This window comes from Duganella sp. GW821-FHT07G03, assembly GCF_059418605.1.
The window spans coordinates 229,649-245,407 of the sequence record NZ_JBWKQE010000007.1 but is presented as its reverse complement, the minus strand read 5'-3'; the positions used below and the strand labels follow the sequence as shown (position 1 = coordinate 245,407).

18 protein-coding genes are annotated in these 15,759 nt (G+C 62.7%); 7 read left to right on the top strand and 11 right to left on the bottom strand.

Annotation, left to right across the window (positions count from 1 at the left end; genetic code table 11):
* Nucleotides 1-8: 8 nt before the first annotated feature.
* Entirely contained in the window at nt 9-2,501 is a 2,493-nt protein-coding gene (gene rpoD, locus AC07OK_RS12355; RefSeq protein ID WP_494690581.1) for an RNA polymerase sigma factor RpoD, read from the bottom strand.
* A 471-nt stretch (nt 2,502-2,972) separates the two neighbouring features.
* Here rpoD and AC07OK_RS12350 point away from each other — a divergent pair, with 471 nt between their 5' ends.
* Genes AC07OK_RS12350 through arr form a run of 5 tightly spaced genes read left to right on the top strand, consistent with a single transcriptional unit; the run spans nt 2,973 to nt 6,617 of the window.
* A complete protein-coding gene (locus tag AC07OK_RS12350; RefSeq protein WP_494690580.1) occupies nt 2,973-3,452 on the top strand; it encodes a ProQ/FINO family protein in 480 nt (159 codons plus the stop codon).
* Nucleotides 3,453-3,471: 19 nt separating this feature from the next.
* Complete coding sequence (locus AC07OK_RS12345) at nt 3,472-4,128, top strand: 3'-5' exonuclease (RefSeq protein ID WP_494690579.1); 657 nt, start codon at nt 3,472-3,474, stop codon at nt 4,126-4,128.
* A gap of 49 nt (nt 4,129-4,177) precedes the next feature.
* On the top strand, nt 4,178-4,900 hold the full coding sequence (locus AC07OK_RS12340; RefSeq protein WP_494690578.1) for a c-type cytochrome: 723 nt from the start codon (nt 4,178-4,180) through the stop codon (nt 4,898-4,900).
* 10 nt (nt 4,901-4,910) lie between these two features.
* The gene (locus AC07OK_RS12335) at nt 4,911-6,185 is read left to right on the top strand and encodes a cytochrome c (protein WP_494690577.1); all 1,275 of its coding nucleotides are present in this window, start codon (nt 4,911-4,913) and stop codon (nt 6,183-6,185) included.
* A gap of 15 nt (nt 6,186-6,200) precedes the next feature.
* A complete protein-coding gene (gene arr, locus AC07OK_RS12330) occupies nt 6,201-6,617 on the top strand; it encodes an NAD(+)--rifampin ADP-ribosyltransferase (RefSeq protein ID WP_494690576.1) in 417 nt (138 codons plus the stop codon).
* A 68-nt stretch (nt 6,618-6,685) separates the two neighbouring features.
* Here arr and AC07OK_RS12325 read toward each other — a convergent pair whose 3' ends face one another.
* The 5 genes from AC07OK_RS12325 to AC07OK_RS12305 all read right to left on the bottom strand — a co-directional run bounded on the left by AC07OK_RS12325 (nt 6,686) and on the right by AC07OK_RS12305 (nt 10,411).
* Nucleotides 6,686-7,426 carry a hypothetical protein gene (locus AC07OK_RS12325; RefSeq protein WP_494690575.1) on the bottom strand — a complete coding sequence of 247 codons (741 nt, stop codon included), beginning with the start codon at nt 7,424-7,426 and terminating at the stop codon, nt 6,686-6,688.
* A complete protein-coding gene (locus tag AC07OK_RS12320) occupies nt 7,423-8,136 on the bottom strand; it encodes a YjjG family noncanonical pyrimidine nucleotidase (RefSeq protein ID WP_494690574.1) in 714 nt (237 codons plus the stop codon). Before AC07OK_RS12320 ends, AC07OK_RS12325 begins: the two co-directional genes overlap by 4 nt.
* Nucleotides 8,137-8,158: 22 nt before the next feature.
* On the bottom strand, nt 8,159-8,548 hold the full coding sequence (locus AC07OK_RS12315) for a VOC family protein (protein WP_494690573.1): 390 nt from the start codon (nt 8,546-8,548) through the stop codon (nt 8,159-8,161).
* Nucleotides 8,549-8,568: 20 nt separating this feature from the next.
* Nucleotides 8,569-9,690, bottom strand: coding sequence for a type IV pilus twitching motility protein PilT (locus AC07OK_RS12310; protein ID WP_494690572.1), 1,122 nt, complete (start codon nt 9,688-9,690; stop codon nt 8,569-8,571).
* Nucleotides 9,691-9,766: 76 nt separating this feature from the next.
* Nucleotides 9,767-10,411, bottom strand: a complete 645-nt coding sequence (locus AC07OK_RS12305) for a class I SAM-dependent rRNA methyltransferase (protein WP_494690571.1) — start codon at nt 10,409-10,411, stop codon at nt 9,767-9,769.
* A 220-nt stretch (nt 10,412-10,631) separates the two neighbouring features.
* Between AC07OK_RS12305 and AC07OK_RS12300 the strand changes: the two genes are divergently transcribed.
* Nucleotides 10,632-11,411 carry a head GIN domain-containing protein gene (locus AC07OK_RS12300; protein ID WP_494690570.1) on the top strand — a complete coding sequence of 260 codons (780 nt, stop codon included), beginning with the start codon at nt 10,632-10,634 and terminating at the stop codon, nt 11,409-11,411.
* A 14-nt stretch (nt 11,412-11,425) separates the two neighbouring features.
* Here AC07OK_RS12300 and AC07OK_RS12295 read toward each other — a convergent pair whose 3' ends face one another.
* Nucleotides 11,426-11,809: a hypothetical protein gene (locus tag AC07OK_RS12295; RefSeq protein ID WP_494690569.1), complete on the bottom strand. Its 384-nt coding sequence runs from the start codon at nt 11,807-11,809 to the stop codon at nt 11,426-11,428.
* A gap of 217 nt (nt 11,810-12,026) precedes the next feature.
* On the opposite strand from AC07OK_RS12295, the gene AC07OK_RS12290 reads away from it, so the two are divergent.
* Complete coding sequence (locus tag AC07OK_RS12290; protein WP_494690568.1) at nt 12,027-13,313, top strand: Xaa-Pro dipeptidase; 1,287 nt, start codon at nt 12,027-12,029, stop codon at nt 13,311-13,313.
* Between the two features lie 17 nt (nt 13,314-13,330).
* On the opposite strand, the gene AC07OK_RS12285 is transcribed toward AC07OK_RS12290, so the two are convergent.
* Genes AC07OK_RS12285 through purU form a run of 4 tightly spaced genes read right to left on the bottom strand, consistent with a single transcriptional unit; the run spans nt 13,331 to nt 15,724 of the window.
* Nucleotides 13,331-13,822 carry a YcnI family copper-binding membrane protein gene (locus AC07OK_RS12285; protein WP_494690567.1) on the bottom strand — a complete coding sequence of 164 codons (492 nt, stop codon included), beginning with the start codon at nt 13,820-13,822 and terminating at the stop codon, nt 13,331-13,333.
* A complete protein-coding gene (locus AC07OK_RS12280) occupies nt 13,822-14,268 on the bottom strand; it encodes a copper chaperone PCu(A)C (protein ID WP_494690566.1) in 447 nt (148 codons plus the stop codon). Before AC07OK_RS12280 ends, AC07OK_RS12285 begins: the two co-directional genes overlap by 1 nt.
* A gap of 12 nt (nt 14,269-14,280) precedes the next feature.
* Nucleotides 14,281-14,823 (bottom strand): YaeQ family protein, encoded by a 543-nt coding sequence (locus AC07OK_RS12275; RefSeq protein ID WP_020705887.1) that lies wholly within the window; start codon nt 14,821-14,823, stop codon nt 14,281-14,283.
* A 31-nt stretch (nt 14,824-14,854) separates the two neighbouring features.
* Complete coding sequence (gene purU, locus AC07OK_RS12270) at nt 14,855-15,724, bottom strand: formyltetrahydrofolate deformylase (RefSeq protein WP_494690565.1); 870 nt, start codon at nt 15,722-15,724, stop codon at nt 14,855-14,857.
* Between the last annotated feature and the right edge of the window lie 35 nt (nt 15,725-15,759).

Genomic DNA, 15,759 nt, shown 5'->3' with positions numbered 1-15,759 from the left:
GCCGACGCTTAGTTCTGCGTCAGGAAAGTCTTCAGCTTGTCCGAGCGCGACGGCTGGCGCAGCTTGCTCATGGCCTTCGCTTCGATCTGACGGATACGCTCGCGGGTCACGTCGAACTGCTTGCCCACTTCTTCCAGCGTGTGGTCGTTCGACATTTCCACGCCGTAGCGCATGCGCAGCACCTTGGCTTCGCGCGGGGTCAGCGAGTCCAGCACTTCCTTGATGACGTTGCGCATCGAGGCGTGCAGCGCGGCGTCCAGCGGCGCCAGCGTGGTGTTGTCTTCGATGAAGTCGCCCAGCTGCGAATCGCCGTCCTCGCCCATCGGCGTTTCCATCGAGATCGGCTCTTTGGCGATCTTCATGATTTCGCGGACTTTGTTTTCCGGCATTTCCATCTTGACCGCCAGCGTCGCCAGGTCCGGCTCGCTGCCGGTTTCCTGCATGATCTGGCGCGAGATGCGGTTCATCTTGTTGATCGTCTCGATCATGTGCACCGGCACGCGGATGGTGCGGGCCATGTCGGCGATCGAACGGGTGATGGCCTGGCGGATCCACCAGGTCGCATAGGTCGAGAACTTGTAGCCGCGACGGTATTCGAACTTGTCGACCGCCTTCAGCAGGCCGATATTGCCCTCCTGGATCAAGTCCAGGAACTGCAGGCCGCGGTTGATGTACTTCTTGGCGATCGAAATCACCAGGCGCAAGTTGGCGACCGTCATTTCACGCTTGGCCTGGCGCGCGCGCTTTTCGCCGGCGGCCATCTGCTTGTTAATCTTGCGCAGGTCGGCCAGCGGCAAGGCCACGCGGGCTTGCAGGTCGATCATTTTCTTTTGCAGCTCTTTCACCGCCGGCACGTTGCGGCCCAGGATGGCGCTGTACGGATAGGCGCTGTCGACTTCGCCGTCGACCCAGTCCAGGTCGCATTCATTGCCAGGGAAGACCTTGATGAAGTGGGCGCGCGGCATGCCGCATTTGTTCACGCACAGCTCCAGCACGGCGCGCTCGATGTGGCGCACTTCTTCCATCTGGCCACGCAGCGTGTCGCACAGCTTCTCGACCACCTTGGCGGTGAAGCGGATGCCCAGCAGCTCGGCCGAAATCGTTTCCTGCGCCGACACATACGCCTTGGAGCCGTAGCCGCCGGCGGCCTTGCGCATCTTGTCGTACTGGGTCGAGATGACGTCGAACTTTTCCAGCGCGGCTTTCTTCAGCTGCGCCAGTTGCTCGGTCGAGAAGCCCGCCGCGCCGCCGTTGGCGTCGCCGTCTTCTTCCTCGACTTCCTCCTCCTCTTCCTCGTCGTCGTCCGACGCGGCGGCAGGCGCGGCCGCAACGGCCGGCGTGTTGCTCGATTCGTTCAGGTCGACGAAGCCGTCCACCACTTCATCGACTTTCAGCTCGTCGGCTTCGATCTTGGTGGCCAGCGCGACGATCTCGGCGATCGTGGTCGGGCAAGCGGAGATGGCCTGGATCATGTCCTTCAGGCCGCCTTCGATACGCTTGGCGATCTCGATCTCGCCTTCGCGCGTCAGCAGCGCCACGGCGCCCATCTCACGCATGTACATGCGGACCGGGTCGGTGGTGCGGCCGAAGTCGGAGTCGACCGTCGACAGCGCGGTCGCGGCGGCCGCTTCCACTTCGTCGTCGGAGGTCACGGTGGCGACGCTGTCGGTCAGCAGCAGCGAATCGGCTTCCGGCGCGCGCTCGTAGATGGCGATGCCCATGTCGTTGAAGGTCGCGATGATGCCTTCGATCGCTTCCGGGTCGACAATGTTTTCCGGCAGTTGGTCGTTGATCTCGGCGTAGGTCAGGAAGCCGCGCTCCTTGCCCATGTTGATCAGGTTCTTGATCTGGGTGCGGCGGCGTTCCAGTTCCTCGGCCGTGCTCTTCGAATCGACGCCCAGCATGTCGGCGGCGCCGCCCTTGGCTTTGCGCTCGCGGGCCTTGGAGACGGCCTTCAGTTCGGCGCGTTCGACCGCGTTCAGTGCCGCCACTTCGTCGTTTTCCGGCGTGAATTCGGACGGCTTGCGGCCGCGGCGGCCCGGCACCTTGACGCTAGGCAGCAGGTAGCCGGAAGTGTCGATCGAGGCCAGCGTGGCGGCGTCGGTCACCTGGCTGACGGCCGGGCCGGCGGTCACGATGACGACTGGGGCAGGCTCGGCCTTGGCGGACTTGACCAGCTTGGATTTCGGCGCGGCCTTGACCACCACCACGGGCGCGCCGGTCTCGGCGGCCGGCAGCACGGCGCTCTTGCGCGCCACCTTGACGGTCTTGATCGGGGTGTCGGACGCGTCGGCGTGCTGCACCGCCACCTGCGCTTCCGCCTGGGCCGCATCGGCCGCGGCGCTCAGGCGGGTTTTCTTTTTGACTACCGTTACTTTGCTCGCTGCCTCTTGCGCATTATCGATCACATAAGATAGAGTCGTCTTGGGCACCACCAGCGGAGCGGAGCTGGTACGGGCGGCCTTGACGGACAACGTTAAAGTTTTCGGCGTTTTTGTCATTAAATATCTCTCAATGCGTATTCGCCAGAAAATACAATTGCCATAGCCAGCGCCGACCGTTGCCAGTGCGCACAGATGGAAATGTTGTAATTTAGCTGACGATTATCTGCGGAATAAAAAAAGCCCGCGTTCAACAACGGGCTTGTTTCTCTTTTCAGTGAAGAATAGGGAGAGGGCAAAGTATGCCGTATAGCGAGACATCAGGATAATTGATAGTACCTATATCCGACATCTTAAAACCATATAACAAGGGCTACACACTCTTGTCAGACCGTCCAAATCGCATCCTGTACCAAACTGAAACGCACCGTCCTGCAAAGGTGCGTCTCGCATTATACATGTTTTGGCGTGCGAGCGCACCTTCCGCGCCCAAGCGGCGTATGATGTCGATATGGTCATATTTGCATCATGGCCTAAAAGGCACTGCAATCCCGTAGTGCCCATGATATGCTGACGCCTCTTGCTTAAACTATGAAGTCGATGAACACTAGCCTCACCCCTCAGGCGCCGGCAATCGAGCCCGCAGCCTCCGCCGCCACCGCAGCACCTGCGGCTCTGACCCCGCGCAGCTTGCTGAAACAATTGCAAACCCAATTCCCGGCCTTCCGCGATTTCCTGCCTTTGTCGATCGGTATCGACAAGCAGATCCTCGCGATCATGCCTGAACTGGACCGCAAAACCATGCGTACCGCGCTCGGCATCCATACCGGCTCGCTGCGCTACCTGAAAGTCATGGAAAAAGCCAAGCTGCGCCACGATCTGGACGGCACCCCCGGCGCCGAAGTGACCGACACCCACCGCGCCCACGCCACCCAGGTGTTGCAGGACCGCTTCAAGAAGGAAGCCGAACGCAAGAAGGCGGAACGCGACGCGGCCGCGGCCGAAGAAGCGGCCCGCGTGCGCGCCGACAAGCTGAACCAGCTGACCGCGAAGTTCTCGCGCAAGGGCTGAGTTGACTCAGTTGGCTCAGTTGAACACTCAGCAGCTTGCGGCACAGGCGGAGGCCGAGCTTCCGCCCTACGTGGGGATACGCATCGCCGATGTGCGGCTGGTCACCACGGCCGAGCAAGCCCTCGCCGCGCGCGACGCCCTGCTGGCCACCGACGCCATCGGCTTCGATACCGAATCGAAGCCGACCTTCACCAAGGGCGAGACCTCGACCGGTCCGCACCTGATCCAGTTCGCCACCGATCACCAGGCCTATCTGTTCCAGATCGGCCACAGCACGCCCGCGGCCATCCTCGAGGTGCTGCAGGCGGTGCTGGAAACGCCGGCCTTGCTGAAGCTGGGCTTCGGCCTGTCCGACGACGTCAAGCGCCTGCATGCCAAGCTGGCGATCCGGGCGGCCGGCGTGGTCGACCTGTCGGTGGCGCTGCGCACGCCGGGACAGCGCAACGACCTCGGCGCCAAGACCGCCGTCGCCAAGTTCTTCGGCCAGAAGCTGCAGAAATCCAAGAAGATCTCCACCACCAACTGGGCGCTGCCGCGCCTGAACGACAAGCAGATCCTGTACGCGGCCGACGACGCCCAGGTGGCTTTGCGCGTCTACCGCCACTACATCGCGGCCGGCAACAAGCTGCCGCCGGTGAAAGCGGCAAAACTTCCCCGCCCGCCCAAGCCGCTTTAGCCCTGCGATCTGGTATCCTTGCCGGATAGCTACGACCTCAAGGAATGGCATGTCTACCTCATACGTCGTGCGCGCGTGCGCCGCGCTGGCTTTGGCCGGCTGCGGCCTGCCGTCGCTGGCCGCCGCGCCCGCCACCCTGCCCGACACGCTGGAACAACGCGTGGCCGCCTGCACCGCCTGCCACGCCGTCAAGGAACGCGGCGACGCCTTCTTCCCGCGCATCGCCGGCAAGCCGGCCGGCTATCTGTACAACCAGCTGGTGAATTTCCGCGAAGGCCGGCGCCATTATCCGATGATGACCTATATGGTCGACCACCTGCCGGACGCCTACCTGCGCGAGATCGCCGACTACTACTCGCAGCAGCATCCGCCCTACCCGCCGGCGCAGGCCGGCAGCGGCGCCAGCGCCAGCGAGGCCGCCCTGGCGCGCGGCCAGGCGCTGGTCCAGCATGGCGATCCGGCCAGGAAGATCCCGGCCTGCGTGGCCTGCCACGGCAGCGCGCTGACCGGCGTGGCGCCGGCGATCCCCGGCCTGATCGGCCTGCCCAGCGACTACGTCAACGCCCAGTTCGGCGCATGGAAGAACACGGTGCGCCGCGCCGCCGCGCCGGACTGCATGGCGGAGATCGCCAACCGGCTGTCCGAGACCGACATCGCCGCCGTCTCCGGCTGGCTCAGCAAGCAAACGCCGGACGCCGCCGCCCGCCCCGGCGCCGCCGACAGCATCGCCATGCCCCTGCCGCTGAGCTGCGGCAGCGTGCCAGCACCTTGAGGGTACGCACATGAAGAAAATTATTTATACCGTTATCGCACTGCTGCTGGCCGGCATCCTGTTCGTGCTGTTCAGCGGCTCGGACGACGCGGGACCGGCGCCGACCGTCACCGCAGTCCTGGCGCCGGCCGAGAAGATCGCGCGCGGCGCCTATCTGGCCAAGGCCGGCGACTGCATGGCTTGCCACACCGTGCGCGGCGGCGCGCAATACGCAGGCGGGCGCGCGCTGCAAACGCCGTTCGGCAGCGTCGTCTCGCCCAACATCACCTCCGACAAAGTGAGCGGCATCGGCAGCTGGAGCGCGGACGATTTCTGGCGTGCGCTACACAACGGCAAATCCAAGGATGGCCGCCTGCTCTACCCTGCCTTCCCTTACACCAACTACACCCGCATCACGCGCGACGATGCGGATGTGCTGTACGCCTACTTGCAGTCGGTGCCGGCGGTGGCGCAGGCCAACCGGCCGCATGAGCTGCGCTTCCCGTACAACCAGCAATTCATGCTGGCCGCGTGGCGCGCGCTGTACTTCAAGCCGGCCGTGTTCCGCGCAGACAGCAAGCAATCGGTGGACTGGAATCGGGGCGCCTACCTGGTGCAAGGCCTGGGCCATTGCAGCGCCTGCCACAGCGCGCGCAACACGCTGGGCGCGACCGATGGCGAAGGCTTGTCCGGCGGCCTGATTCCGGTGCTGGGCTGGTATGCGCCCTCGCTCAATGCCGGCGCCGAGGCGGGGCTGGGGGAATGGATGCAGCCGCACATCGCGCAACTGCTGAAGACCGGCGTGTCGCCGCGCGCGACCGTGTTCGGGCCGATGGCGGAAGTGGTGCAGCAAAGCCTGCAACACCTGAGCGACGGCGACATCAACGCCATGGCTGTCTACCTGAAAGCGCTGCCGGGCGACGGCAAGAAATCCGAGTTCGAGCGCGACAAAGGCGCCGAGGCGATGGCCTACCTGTCAGCCGGCGCCAAGCTGTACGAGAAGCACTGCGCGGATTGCCACGGCGCCGGCGGCGCCGGACTGCCGCCCGGCTACCCGCCGCTGGCCGGCAACCGCGCGTTGACGATGGAACAGGCGGTCAACCCGATCCGCATCGTCCTGAACGGCGGCTTCGCGCCAGGCACGGAAGGCAATCCACGTCCCTACGGCATGCCGCCGTTCGGCCACGTGTTGAACGATACCGAAGTGGCGCAGGTCGTATCGTATCTGCGCAGCGCCTGGGGCAACAACGCGCCACCGGTCAACGGCAACGACGTCAATCGTTACCGCGCGATTCCGTTGGATTGATGAAAAGAGGCAGGCATGACGACTGAAAAAGATTTGACCGCTCAACAGCTCTATCACGGCACGCGGGCCGACCTGACAACAGGCGACTTGATCGAGCCTGGCTATTCCTCCAACTACGGCAGCCGGCGCAAGGCCAACCACGTCTACCTGAGCGCGACCCTGGAGGCTGCGACATGGGGCGCGGAACTGGCGCTCGGCGACGCGCCCGGCAGGATCTACATCGTGGAGCCGACCGGCACGATTGCGGATGACCCGAACCTGACCGATAAAAAATTCCCCGGCAATCCAACCAAGTCATACCGCTCGCGCGAGGCGCTGCGGGTCATCGGCGAAGTCAAGGATTGGCAAGGCCACGCGCCCGAAGTGCTCCAGGCGATGAAGGACCACATCGAAAAACTCAGGCTGCAAGGGATTGAGGCGGTCGACGATTGAGTTGGTGCGGTGCCTGCTTGCCGCTTCCTGCGCAGCTTAGCTAACTCCTATCCGCATTGTCGCGCGGACTACTGGTCAGAAAGGCGTCCGCCAATTACCCAACCATCGACACGATGACCATTTTGAGGATTGGTATAAGTAACAAAAATGAAATTCTCGTGCATCAACGATGGGACGAGTTTGTCGCCAGGAACTACAAATACCCCCTTGTTCGCACACGCTTCGCTAGGAGCCGTGAAGAACTGCAATCGCCCCTCCCCTATGACGAATCTTTCCAGATTCTGAAGACGAATTTTCTTCGATTTTGTTTTAACAGCCAAAGCTAATGAACCACATATGTCGGCGGCTTCAAGCTGGCGTATTTCGCCATTCCGCCAGACATAGCTCGCTGCCACGGGAGCCGTAGCAGTAACCGAACTGATGAGGTGAACTACGGGATTTCCCCCGGCGACGCTGGCGCCGCTCAGCTCTGAACATTCGCCGAAGTCTTTGGATACACGAGCAGCACCATTTTCCGCCAAGTCTATAAGGTGGAAAAAGTAGTGACAGTTCAACGCTGGATGCCACGCCCTTACTATGACATATTCATGCCCTGCGCTTGTGGCAATTCGATGAAGTGACGCCCAGTCCGCCTTCAGCGTCAGAATACCTTCGCCTCGATAGCGAATGACCGTGGCGTCAGATGTCGAGTGTGTGTCTATGTTGCCATATCGTGTTTCGAGATGTGCATTTTCCGCTGCGAATGCAGCATTTCCCGGCAAAGTCAGCAGGAGAAAATTTAAAAATAGTCTGAACAGTAGGGATTTCAACGAAACTCACCGATCGCCAGCCCACTCAGTGATGGCGCGACTTCGCTCAGGCTTGCGACCTCATAGGTTGGCATTGCCGCTGATTCATTGAGCAGCCGAGCAGGATTGAACCAGCAGCTTTCGATGCCGTATCGATTCGCGCCGAGAATATCCGCATCCAGCCGGTCGCCGACGATGATCGTCGCGTCCTTGGCGACGGAGGCGGTGGCCATCCTGGCGGCATATTCGAAGAAACGCACATCCGGCTTGGCGTAGCCGCACGCCTCGGACGTGGCGACGAAGGAAATGTGCTCGGCCAGCCCCGAGCTGGCGATGCGACGATTCTGGATAGATTCAACGCCGTTGGTGATGATGCCCACCTCGCCAATCGCGGATAGCGTCTCGCAAATCAGTTTGGCGCCATCGATGAGGACCACGGTATCCGGCAGCGACTCAAGATAAAGGCTGCTTGCCAGCTCCGGGTCGAGCTCGATACCGTTCGCCTCGAAGGTCTTGCGAAAGCGCTCCACCTTCAAAAAATCCTTGGTGACAGCGCCCGTCTCGAAGCGCCGCCACAGTTCCACATTGATCGCCTGGTATTGGTGGAAAATCCCATCCACGCCATCGTGCAACCCCAGTTCCCGCATGGTGCGGACGAAAGAAAGCTTTTCGGACGCTTTAAAATCCAACAGCGTATCGTCCAAGTCAAAAAGGAATAATTTGTGCTTCATAACTTCTCAGTAAAATTGTGCGTCAAGCCGAGGCGAGCTCGCTGACCATCACGTAATAGCCATCAAGGTCGCGCAGCGCGAATTCCCTGGTACCTGTGGCCGGGTTCAGATGCGGCTCCTCCGCCAGCCCGGCGGCCAGCCCGCGTGCGCGCAGCAGCGCCTCATCGAAGTCATCCACCCGGAAGAACAGCAGCAAGCCATTGCCAGGCTGCGCATGTTCAGGACTGGTCAGTGTCGGATGATCGTGGGCGCCCCACTGATGAAGGCATAGCAGGACCGTTCCATCAACATCCACCAGCTGCCCGAAATACTCGTGCGCGGGAGCTGTCGCCGCTTGACCAAACAGCGACTGGTACCACTGAAAACTTCGGGCGACATCGGCAACGCCAATGATGGTCCATGTCCGTTTCATGTCGCCCTCCCAAGAATCTGCTAGTAGTGTTCAGCGAAACCGATGCGGTCGGTCGTCGCGTTGCGCGCGTCTTCCACGCTGACCTTGCCTGCGGCCAGCAGCGCGCGCAGCGAGGCGTTCATCGTGTGGCAGCCCTCGCCCGGCTTGTTTTCCATCCAGTTGCGCAGCGCCGACACCTGGCCGGTGGCGATCATGGCCACCACGTCCGGGTTCGAGGTCAGGCACTCGGTCGCCAGGTGGTAGCGGTCGCCTTCCACCGACGGCAGCAGCGCCTGGCACAGCACGCCGCGCAGCGCATGCGCCAGCGCCTGCGACTGCGGCTCGGCGTTGCCCAGCAGGCGCACCATCTTCTGCAAGCCCAGCTCGGTCGAGCGCGCGTGCAGCGAGGCCAGCACCAGCGGGCCCGATTCGGCCAGCGCCAGCGCTTCCTGCGCCGTCTGGGCGTCGCGGATCTCGCCGATGACGATCACGTCCGGCCGCTCGCGCAGCGCGTCCAGCGCGCCCAGGTAGAAGCTCTCGACGTCGCCGTCGAAGCCCACTTCGCGCTGGGTGATGACGCACTGGCGCTGCGGGATCAGCGTCTCCACCGGATCTTCAATCGTGATGATGTGGCCGGAACGGTGCTTGTTGATCTCGTCGAGCATGGCGGCGATGGTGGTCGACTTGCCCTGGCAGGTGTCGCCGATGATCAGCACCAGCCCGCTGGTGAGCTTGGCGAAGTTCTGCTCGGCCTGGCGCAGGCCCAGCTGGCTGAGCACCATCGGCTCCTTCGGGAAGCGGCGGATCACACAGCCCAGCCGCTTCTTGCCCTGGAAGCTGAAGCAGTTGGCGCGGATGCGCGCCGTATGCAGGTCCACCGCGCGGTCGAAGGCGCGGTCCTGGATGCGTTCGGACCAGTTCGGCTCGACCACCTCGAAGAACTCTTGCAGTTCCTCGCGCGTGATCGGCGAATCGGTCACCGCCACCAGCCCTTTCGGCTGGCGCAGCAACAGCGGACTGTTCTGATGGATCAGGATGTCGCTGAAGATCAGCTTGGAATTCAGCAGATGCAGGATCTGCTCGACTAGCGTGCCGAAGACCGGGTGGTCTTCGTTTTCGATGTAAGTCAGGGTGCGAATTTGCGACGACTGGTAATTTTCCATCTGTACTCTGATCTCCGTGGGGTCGGTGTTGCTCCGCGAACGATTATAAGAGAAAAATTGCAGCATCGAAATTTTTTCAGCTGCGGACCTTCGGATATTTGAAGCCGGTGCGCAAGTCCATGCTGTAGCGTTGTTTGCCCTCGGTGACCACCACGTGGTCGGGCGGTTCCTCGCCGGCCAGCGCGCGGTAGAAGATCGGCAAGCCCTCGCCCTTGCGGATCAGGTCGTCGCAGCGTTCGTAGACATTCGGACAACCGGTTTCCGCCAGCAGCGCCTGCACGATGGCTATTTTCCAGGCTTCGACGCCGGCCGACTGGAACTGGCAGATCAAATAGCCCTTGACGCCGCCCCAGCTGTCGACCAGCAGGCCGGACAGGCCGTCCTCGTCGCCGCGCACCACCGGCACCAGGTCGTTGGGGCCGGCCGCGCGCACGCTGGCGGCGCGCTTGGCGATGGCGGCCTTGACGCGGCGCTTGATCAGCGCGTGGTCGACCGGCTCGTCTTCCTTGTAGGTCCAGATGCGGGCGCAGATCTGCGACTTGGCGTTGTAGGCGGCGCGGCCGATGAACTGGCGCGACGAGGTCTGCACCGTGGCGGTGGCGCCCGGCTTGTTCTTTTCCTGCGGCTTGCCCTCGATTTTTTCTACCGCGGAGGCATAGATCCAGGGGTCGCCGGCCAGCAGGCTCTTTTCCTTGCCCTGTTTGATGGTGATGATAAGCATGTAAGTCCAATAAGTGCTGCGTTGCAGCGTACGGTGTTGCGGGATAGCCCGAATGATACCTCATGCCGGCCCCGCCACCGCCGCCGGACGCGGTCTGTTCCCCGGCTGCTGCATTCTGTGCCGCGCTGGCTGCACTCTGTCGCAGCCGGGTTTCGTGCGCGGGAGCGAGTCCGTAGTATCCAACCTCAAGAGCCGTACCCACAATCAAGAGGAGATCATCATGGCAAATCCATCCGTCCGTAGCGCGCTGCGCACCCTGTTCCTGGCCGCCGGCCTGCTGGCCGTCGCCGCGCCGGTCGGCGTGGCCGTGGCCGGTCCGCTCAGCTGGTTCCATGGCGAGCGCGTGCAGGGCAGCGGCAAGATCGTCAAGCAGAACCGCGAGATCGGCCATTTCACCTCGCTGGCGACCAGTCTCGGCGGCAATGTCGAGCTCCGCATCGGCAACACCGAAGGCATCAGCATCGAGACCGACGACAATCTGCAGGCGCTGATCGAGACCGTGGTCGACAACGGCACGCTGCGCATCCGACCGACGCGCAAGGACGTCAATCTGGAGTCGCATACGATGAAGATCGTGGTGCAGGCGCGTTCGATCGAGAAAATCGCCGTGGCCGGTTCCGGCTCGGTCGAGGCCGAGAAGCTGCACGGCGAGAGCCTGACGTTTGATGTGGGCGGTTCCGGCTCGATCAATGTGCGCAACCTGGAGAGCGAATCGGTGGCGATCGCGCTGGGCGGCAGCGGCAACCTGAAGGCCAGCGGCAACGTCGAGCGTTTGCAGGTGTCGATCGGCGGCTCGGGAAGGGTGCAGGCCGGGCAGCTGGCGGCGCGCGACGTCACGGTCAGCATCGGCGGCTCGGGCCAGGCGACGGTGTGGGCCAAGCAGACGCTGAACCTGAGCGTGGCCGGTTCGGGCGACATCACCTACTACGGCGATCCGCAGCTGAGCAAGAGCGTGATGGGTTCGGGCACCATCAAGCGGCTCGGTGGCTCGCCGCAGTAACAGCTCATTCTAGCTCAGTCAAATATCTCGTTGGGTTCGGCGCCTGTCATCAATTGCCGGACCCAGTCACTCAATTCGAAAAGTTCGGCTAGGGCAATCGTTTTATAGGTTTCCCGTGGAAGATCTACACCGGATTTCTCAAGTAGCCAGTACAGCATCTCTACCAGCACTTGTCGGCCCTCCAGACTGCCTTCGTAATATCCCTTCATCCGGCCAGTGTATAGCGCATCATGCATTCCGCTGTATCGGGCGCTCCTCAACTCCTCGTGCAGTATCTTTTTCTCTCTATCCTGAAGCCCAAACTTCTTGGCGATCTTTTCGCTGCTTTCTCTAATGCGCTCGTTTTCCTCGTGATCCCAGAGTTCTTCCACCGTTTTAAATTGTTTGTCAGACGGCATGACTCTTACCTCCTCGAAGCGGCTCCCAAAATCCATCCTAGTCGCAGGGAATTCCGACTGCAAGGTCGACAGATTCCAACGCGTCAAACCAACGCGTCGCTACGGGTATTCACCCAAAAAATTGTAGCGCCCGCTTGAAGACGCGGGTACGCTAGGCGGGCGCCGTTTGGCCCGCATCAATCCTACGCGTCTAAGAAACTCACATAAGGAGATCCGCTTGAACGTTATCGCCATGTCCGTCCGCCGCGCCTTTGCGCTGCCGCTGTTGCTGCTGGCCTGCTCCGCCGCCTCCGCCGCCCCGCCCGCCGTCACCGCCATCAAGGCCGCCCACATGCTCGACGTGCGCAGCGGCGCGCTGGTCGACAACGCCGTGGTGCTGGTCAGCGGCGAACGCATCACCGCCGCCGGCAGCAAGCTGGCGATCCCGGACGGCGCCCAGGTCATCGACCTCGGCAACAAGACCCTGCTGCCCGGCCTGATCGACATGCATACCCACCTGTCCATGGATCCGCAGGATTCCGGCTACGCCATCGTCGCCAAATCGGTGCCGCGCGTGACGCTGACCGGCGCCAAGAACGCCCGACTGACGCTGCAGGCCGGCTTCACCACCGTGCGCGACGTCGGCGCCGACGCCTATACCGACATCGGCCTGCGCGACGCCATCAACGACGGCGACGTGCCCGGCCCGCGCATGGCCGCCTCCGGCCCGGCGCTGAGCATCACCGGCGGCCACTGCGACGACACCATGCACGCCCCCGAATACAAGATCACCAGCCTCGGCGTGGCCGACGGCGTCGCCGAAGCGCTCAAGGTCACGCGCCGCAACATCAAGTACGGCGCCGACGTCATCAAGATCTGCGCCACCGGCGGCGTGCTGTCCTTCGGCGACGATCCGCGCACCTCGCAATACACGCTGGAAGAATTGAAGGCCATCGTCAGCGACGCCCACCGCCTCGGCCGCAAAGCCGCCGCCCACGCGCACGGCGGCGACGGCATCAAGCTGGCGGTGCTGGCCGGCATCGACTCGATCGAGCACGGTTCCTACATCGACGATGAAGGCATCAAGCTGATGAAGGAACACAAGACCTGGCTGGTGCCGACGGTCTACCTGGGCGACTGGCTGATCGACAACGCCGAGGCCATCAAGCTGCCGCCGCCGCTGCTGGAAAAAGCCAAGGTGGTGTTGCCGACCGCGCGCCTGAACATCGCCCGCGCCATCAAGGCCGGCGTGCCGGTCGCCTTCGGCACCGACGCCGGCGTTTATCCGCACGGCCTGAACGCGCGCGAGTTCGGCACGCTGGTCAAGCTGGGCATGACGCCGATCCAGGCGATCCGCGCGGCCACGCTCAACGCCAGCGAGCTGCTGGGCTGGACCGACAAGGTGGGCACGATCGAAGCCGGCAAGTTCGCCGACCTGATCGCGGTCGACGGCGAGCCGCTGAAAGATGTGAAGACGCTGGAAAGCGTCCAGTGGGTGATGAAGGGCGGCGCGGTGGTGAAGTAAAACCGCGCGGCCCCAGGTCAATGCTGGTGCTGCGCCGTGCCGGCCGGCGCCGGCAACACTTCCAGCACCGGCGCCGGCGCCTTCAGTTTGACGGTGCTGTCGGCTGGAATCTCATCCCAGGCCACGTTGACCTTGTCGCACTGCTGCACGATGCGGAAGTACAGCTTGCCCGGCTGCGCGCTCAGCTTGACCTGCACCACGAACTCGTCGAAATAAGCGTCCGGCAGCGGGCCGCCCTTCCAGCTGATCTCCTGCACGCCGCCGTTGGCGCCGACGTTGATCTTCCAGCCCGCCTTGGGCATCGGCTTGGCACTGGTGGCGCCTTCGGGCAGCGACACGGTCAAGCCCGTGGTGGCGCTGCCGTCGCAACCGTGGCCGACGCGAAAGGTCAGCTTCTGGAAACTGCCGGCCAGGCCGGTGGTTTGTTCCAGCGTTACGTGCGCCTGCGCCGCAGGCGCCAGCATCGCAGCAGAGAAAGCCAGCGCCAGCATGGTGGAAGTCGTTTTCATCACTGCCCTTTCGGTGGTGTGTACGTCAGCGGTTTGACCGTCACGTCGACGACGACGGTTTCGGTCGGCTTGCCCTTCTTACGGATCACCAGCGTGACCGGCACGGTCTCGCCTTGCTTCAATTGCCGCTTCAAATCCATCAGCATCACATGATAGCCGCCGGACGCCAGGTCGACGTTCTGCCCGGCCGGCAAGTCCAGCGACGGCACGGCGTGCATCTTCATCATCTGGCCGTCCATCTCCATGTGATGGATCTCCGCCACGCCCGCCACGTCGGAGCGCACTTCCACCAGCTGCCCGCCCTGTTTGGACTTGAGCTGCATGAACACGCCGGTCGACTTGGCCGACGGCACGGTGGCGCGTATCCAAGCGTCGCGTACTTCGACCTGGGCCAGGGCCAGCGGGCTGGCGGCCGCCAGCAGCAATGCGGTGAGGATTTTTTTCATCTAGCGATTATATCAACGCTCGCCCTTGAAGGTCTCGCGGCCGACTTCAACCGTGGTGACGCCGTCGGTCAGCCAGATCTGGCCGTCCTGGATCGTGCATTGCAGCTGCATGCTGCGCTGGGCCATCTTGGACAGCTGCTCGGCGGCGTCGGCGTCGAGGTTGATCACGGTCAGGTTCTTGCAGCGCTCGACCTTGTTGGCCAGCGCCTTCCACCAGATGTGGCTGGTGGCGGCGTAGCTGTAGACGACAACGTGCTCCGAACGGCCGCTGGCCTTCAGGATCACCTTCTCGTCCGGCTGCCCCACTTCGATCCACAACTGGATCGCGCCGGTCAGGTCCTTCTGCCACAGGTCCGGCTCTTCGACGTCGAACAGGCCCTTGGTGAAGGTCAGCGCTTCGTTGGCATGGATCGCGAAGGCGATCAGGCGCACCATCATGCGCTCGTCGGTTTCGGACGGGTGGCGCGCCAGGGTCAGCGACTGGGTCTCGTAGAAATTGCGGTCCATGTCCGCGATCTGCAAGTCGGCTTTGTAAATTGTTGCTTTGAGGGCCATCGGTGAATCTCTTCGTTTCTATTTTATTCAGTTATTTGAACACGACAGTCTTGTCGCCGTTCTGCAAAATGCGGTGTTCGACAAACCATTTGACGGCGCGCGCCAGCACCACACACTCGACGTCGCGGCCGATGGCCGACAGCGTGTCCGCGTCCATCGAATGGTCGACGCGCTCGACGTCCTGCTCGATGATCGGACCTTCGTCCAGGTCGCCGGTGACGAAGTGCGCGGTCGCGCCGATCAGCTTGACGCCGCGGTGGTGCGCCTGCGCATACGGCTTGGCGCCCTTGAAGCTCGGCAGGAAGGAATGGTGAATATTGATCGCCTTCCCCTTCAACGCCGTGCACAGGCCGGGCGACAGGATCTGCATGTAGCGCGCCAGCACCACCAGGTCGACGCTGTGCGAGTTCATCAGTTCGATGATCTTGGACTCTTGCGCCAGCTTGGCTTCCTGCGACGCACCGGCCGCCAGCGGCAGGTGGTGGAACGGAATATTGTAGCTGGCCGCCAGCTGGTAAAAGTCCATGTGGTTGGACACGATGGCAGGAATTTCCACCGGCAGCAAGCCGCTCTTGTAGCGGAACAGCAAATCGTTGAGGCAATGGCCGATCTTCGACACCATCAGCATCACGCGCGGCTTGTAGTGGGCGTCGCGCAGTTCCCAGTCCAGCTTCATCTCCGCGCCCAGCAAGCCGAAATCGGCGCGCAGCAGGTCGTCGTTGACGTTGCGGTCTTCCAGCGCGAAGTGCACGCGCATGAAGAACAGCTTCGACTCGCTATCGCCGAACTGGGCCGAGTCGATGATGTTGCAGCCGTGGTCGGCCAGGAAGCCCGACACGCGATGAACAATACCGCGCTGGTCCAGGCAAGAGAGTGTCAAAATGTATTCGGGATTGCTCATATCCACCATCGTTATAGGTCTAACAAGGCCGGTAT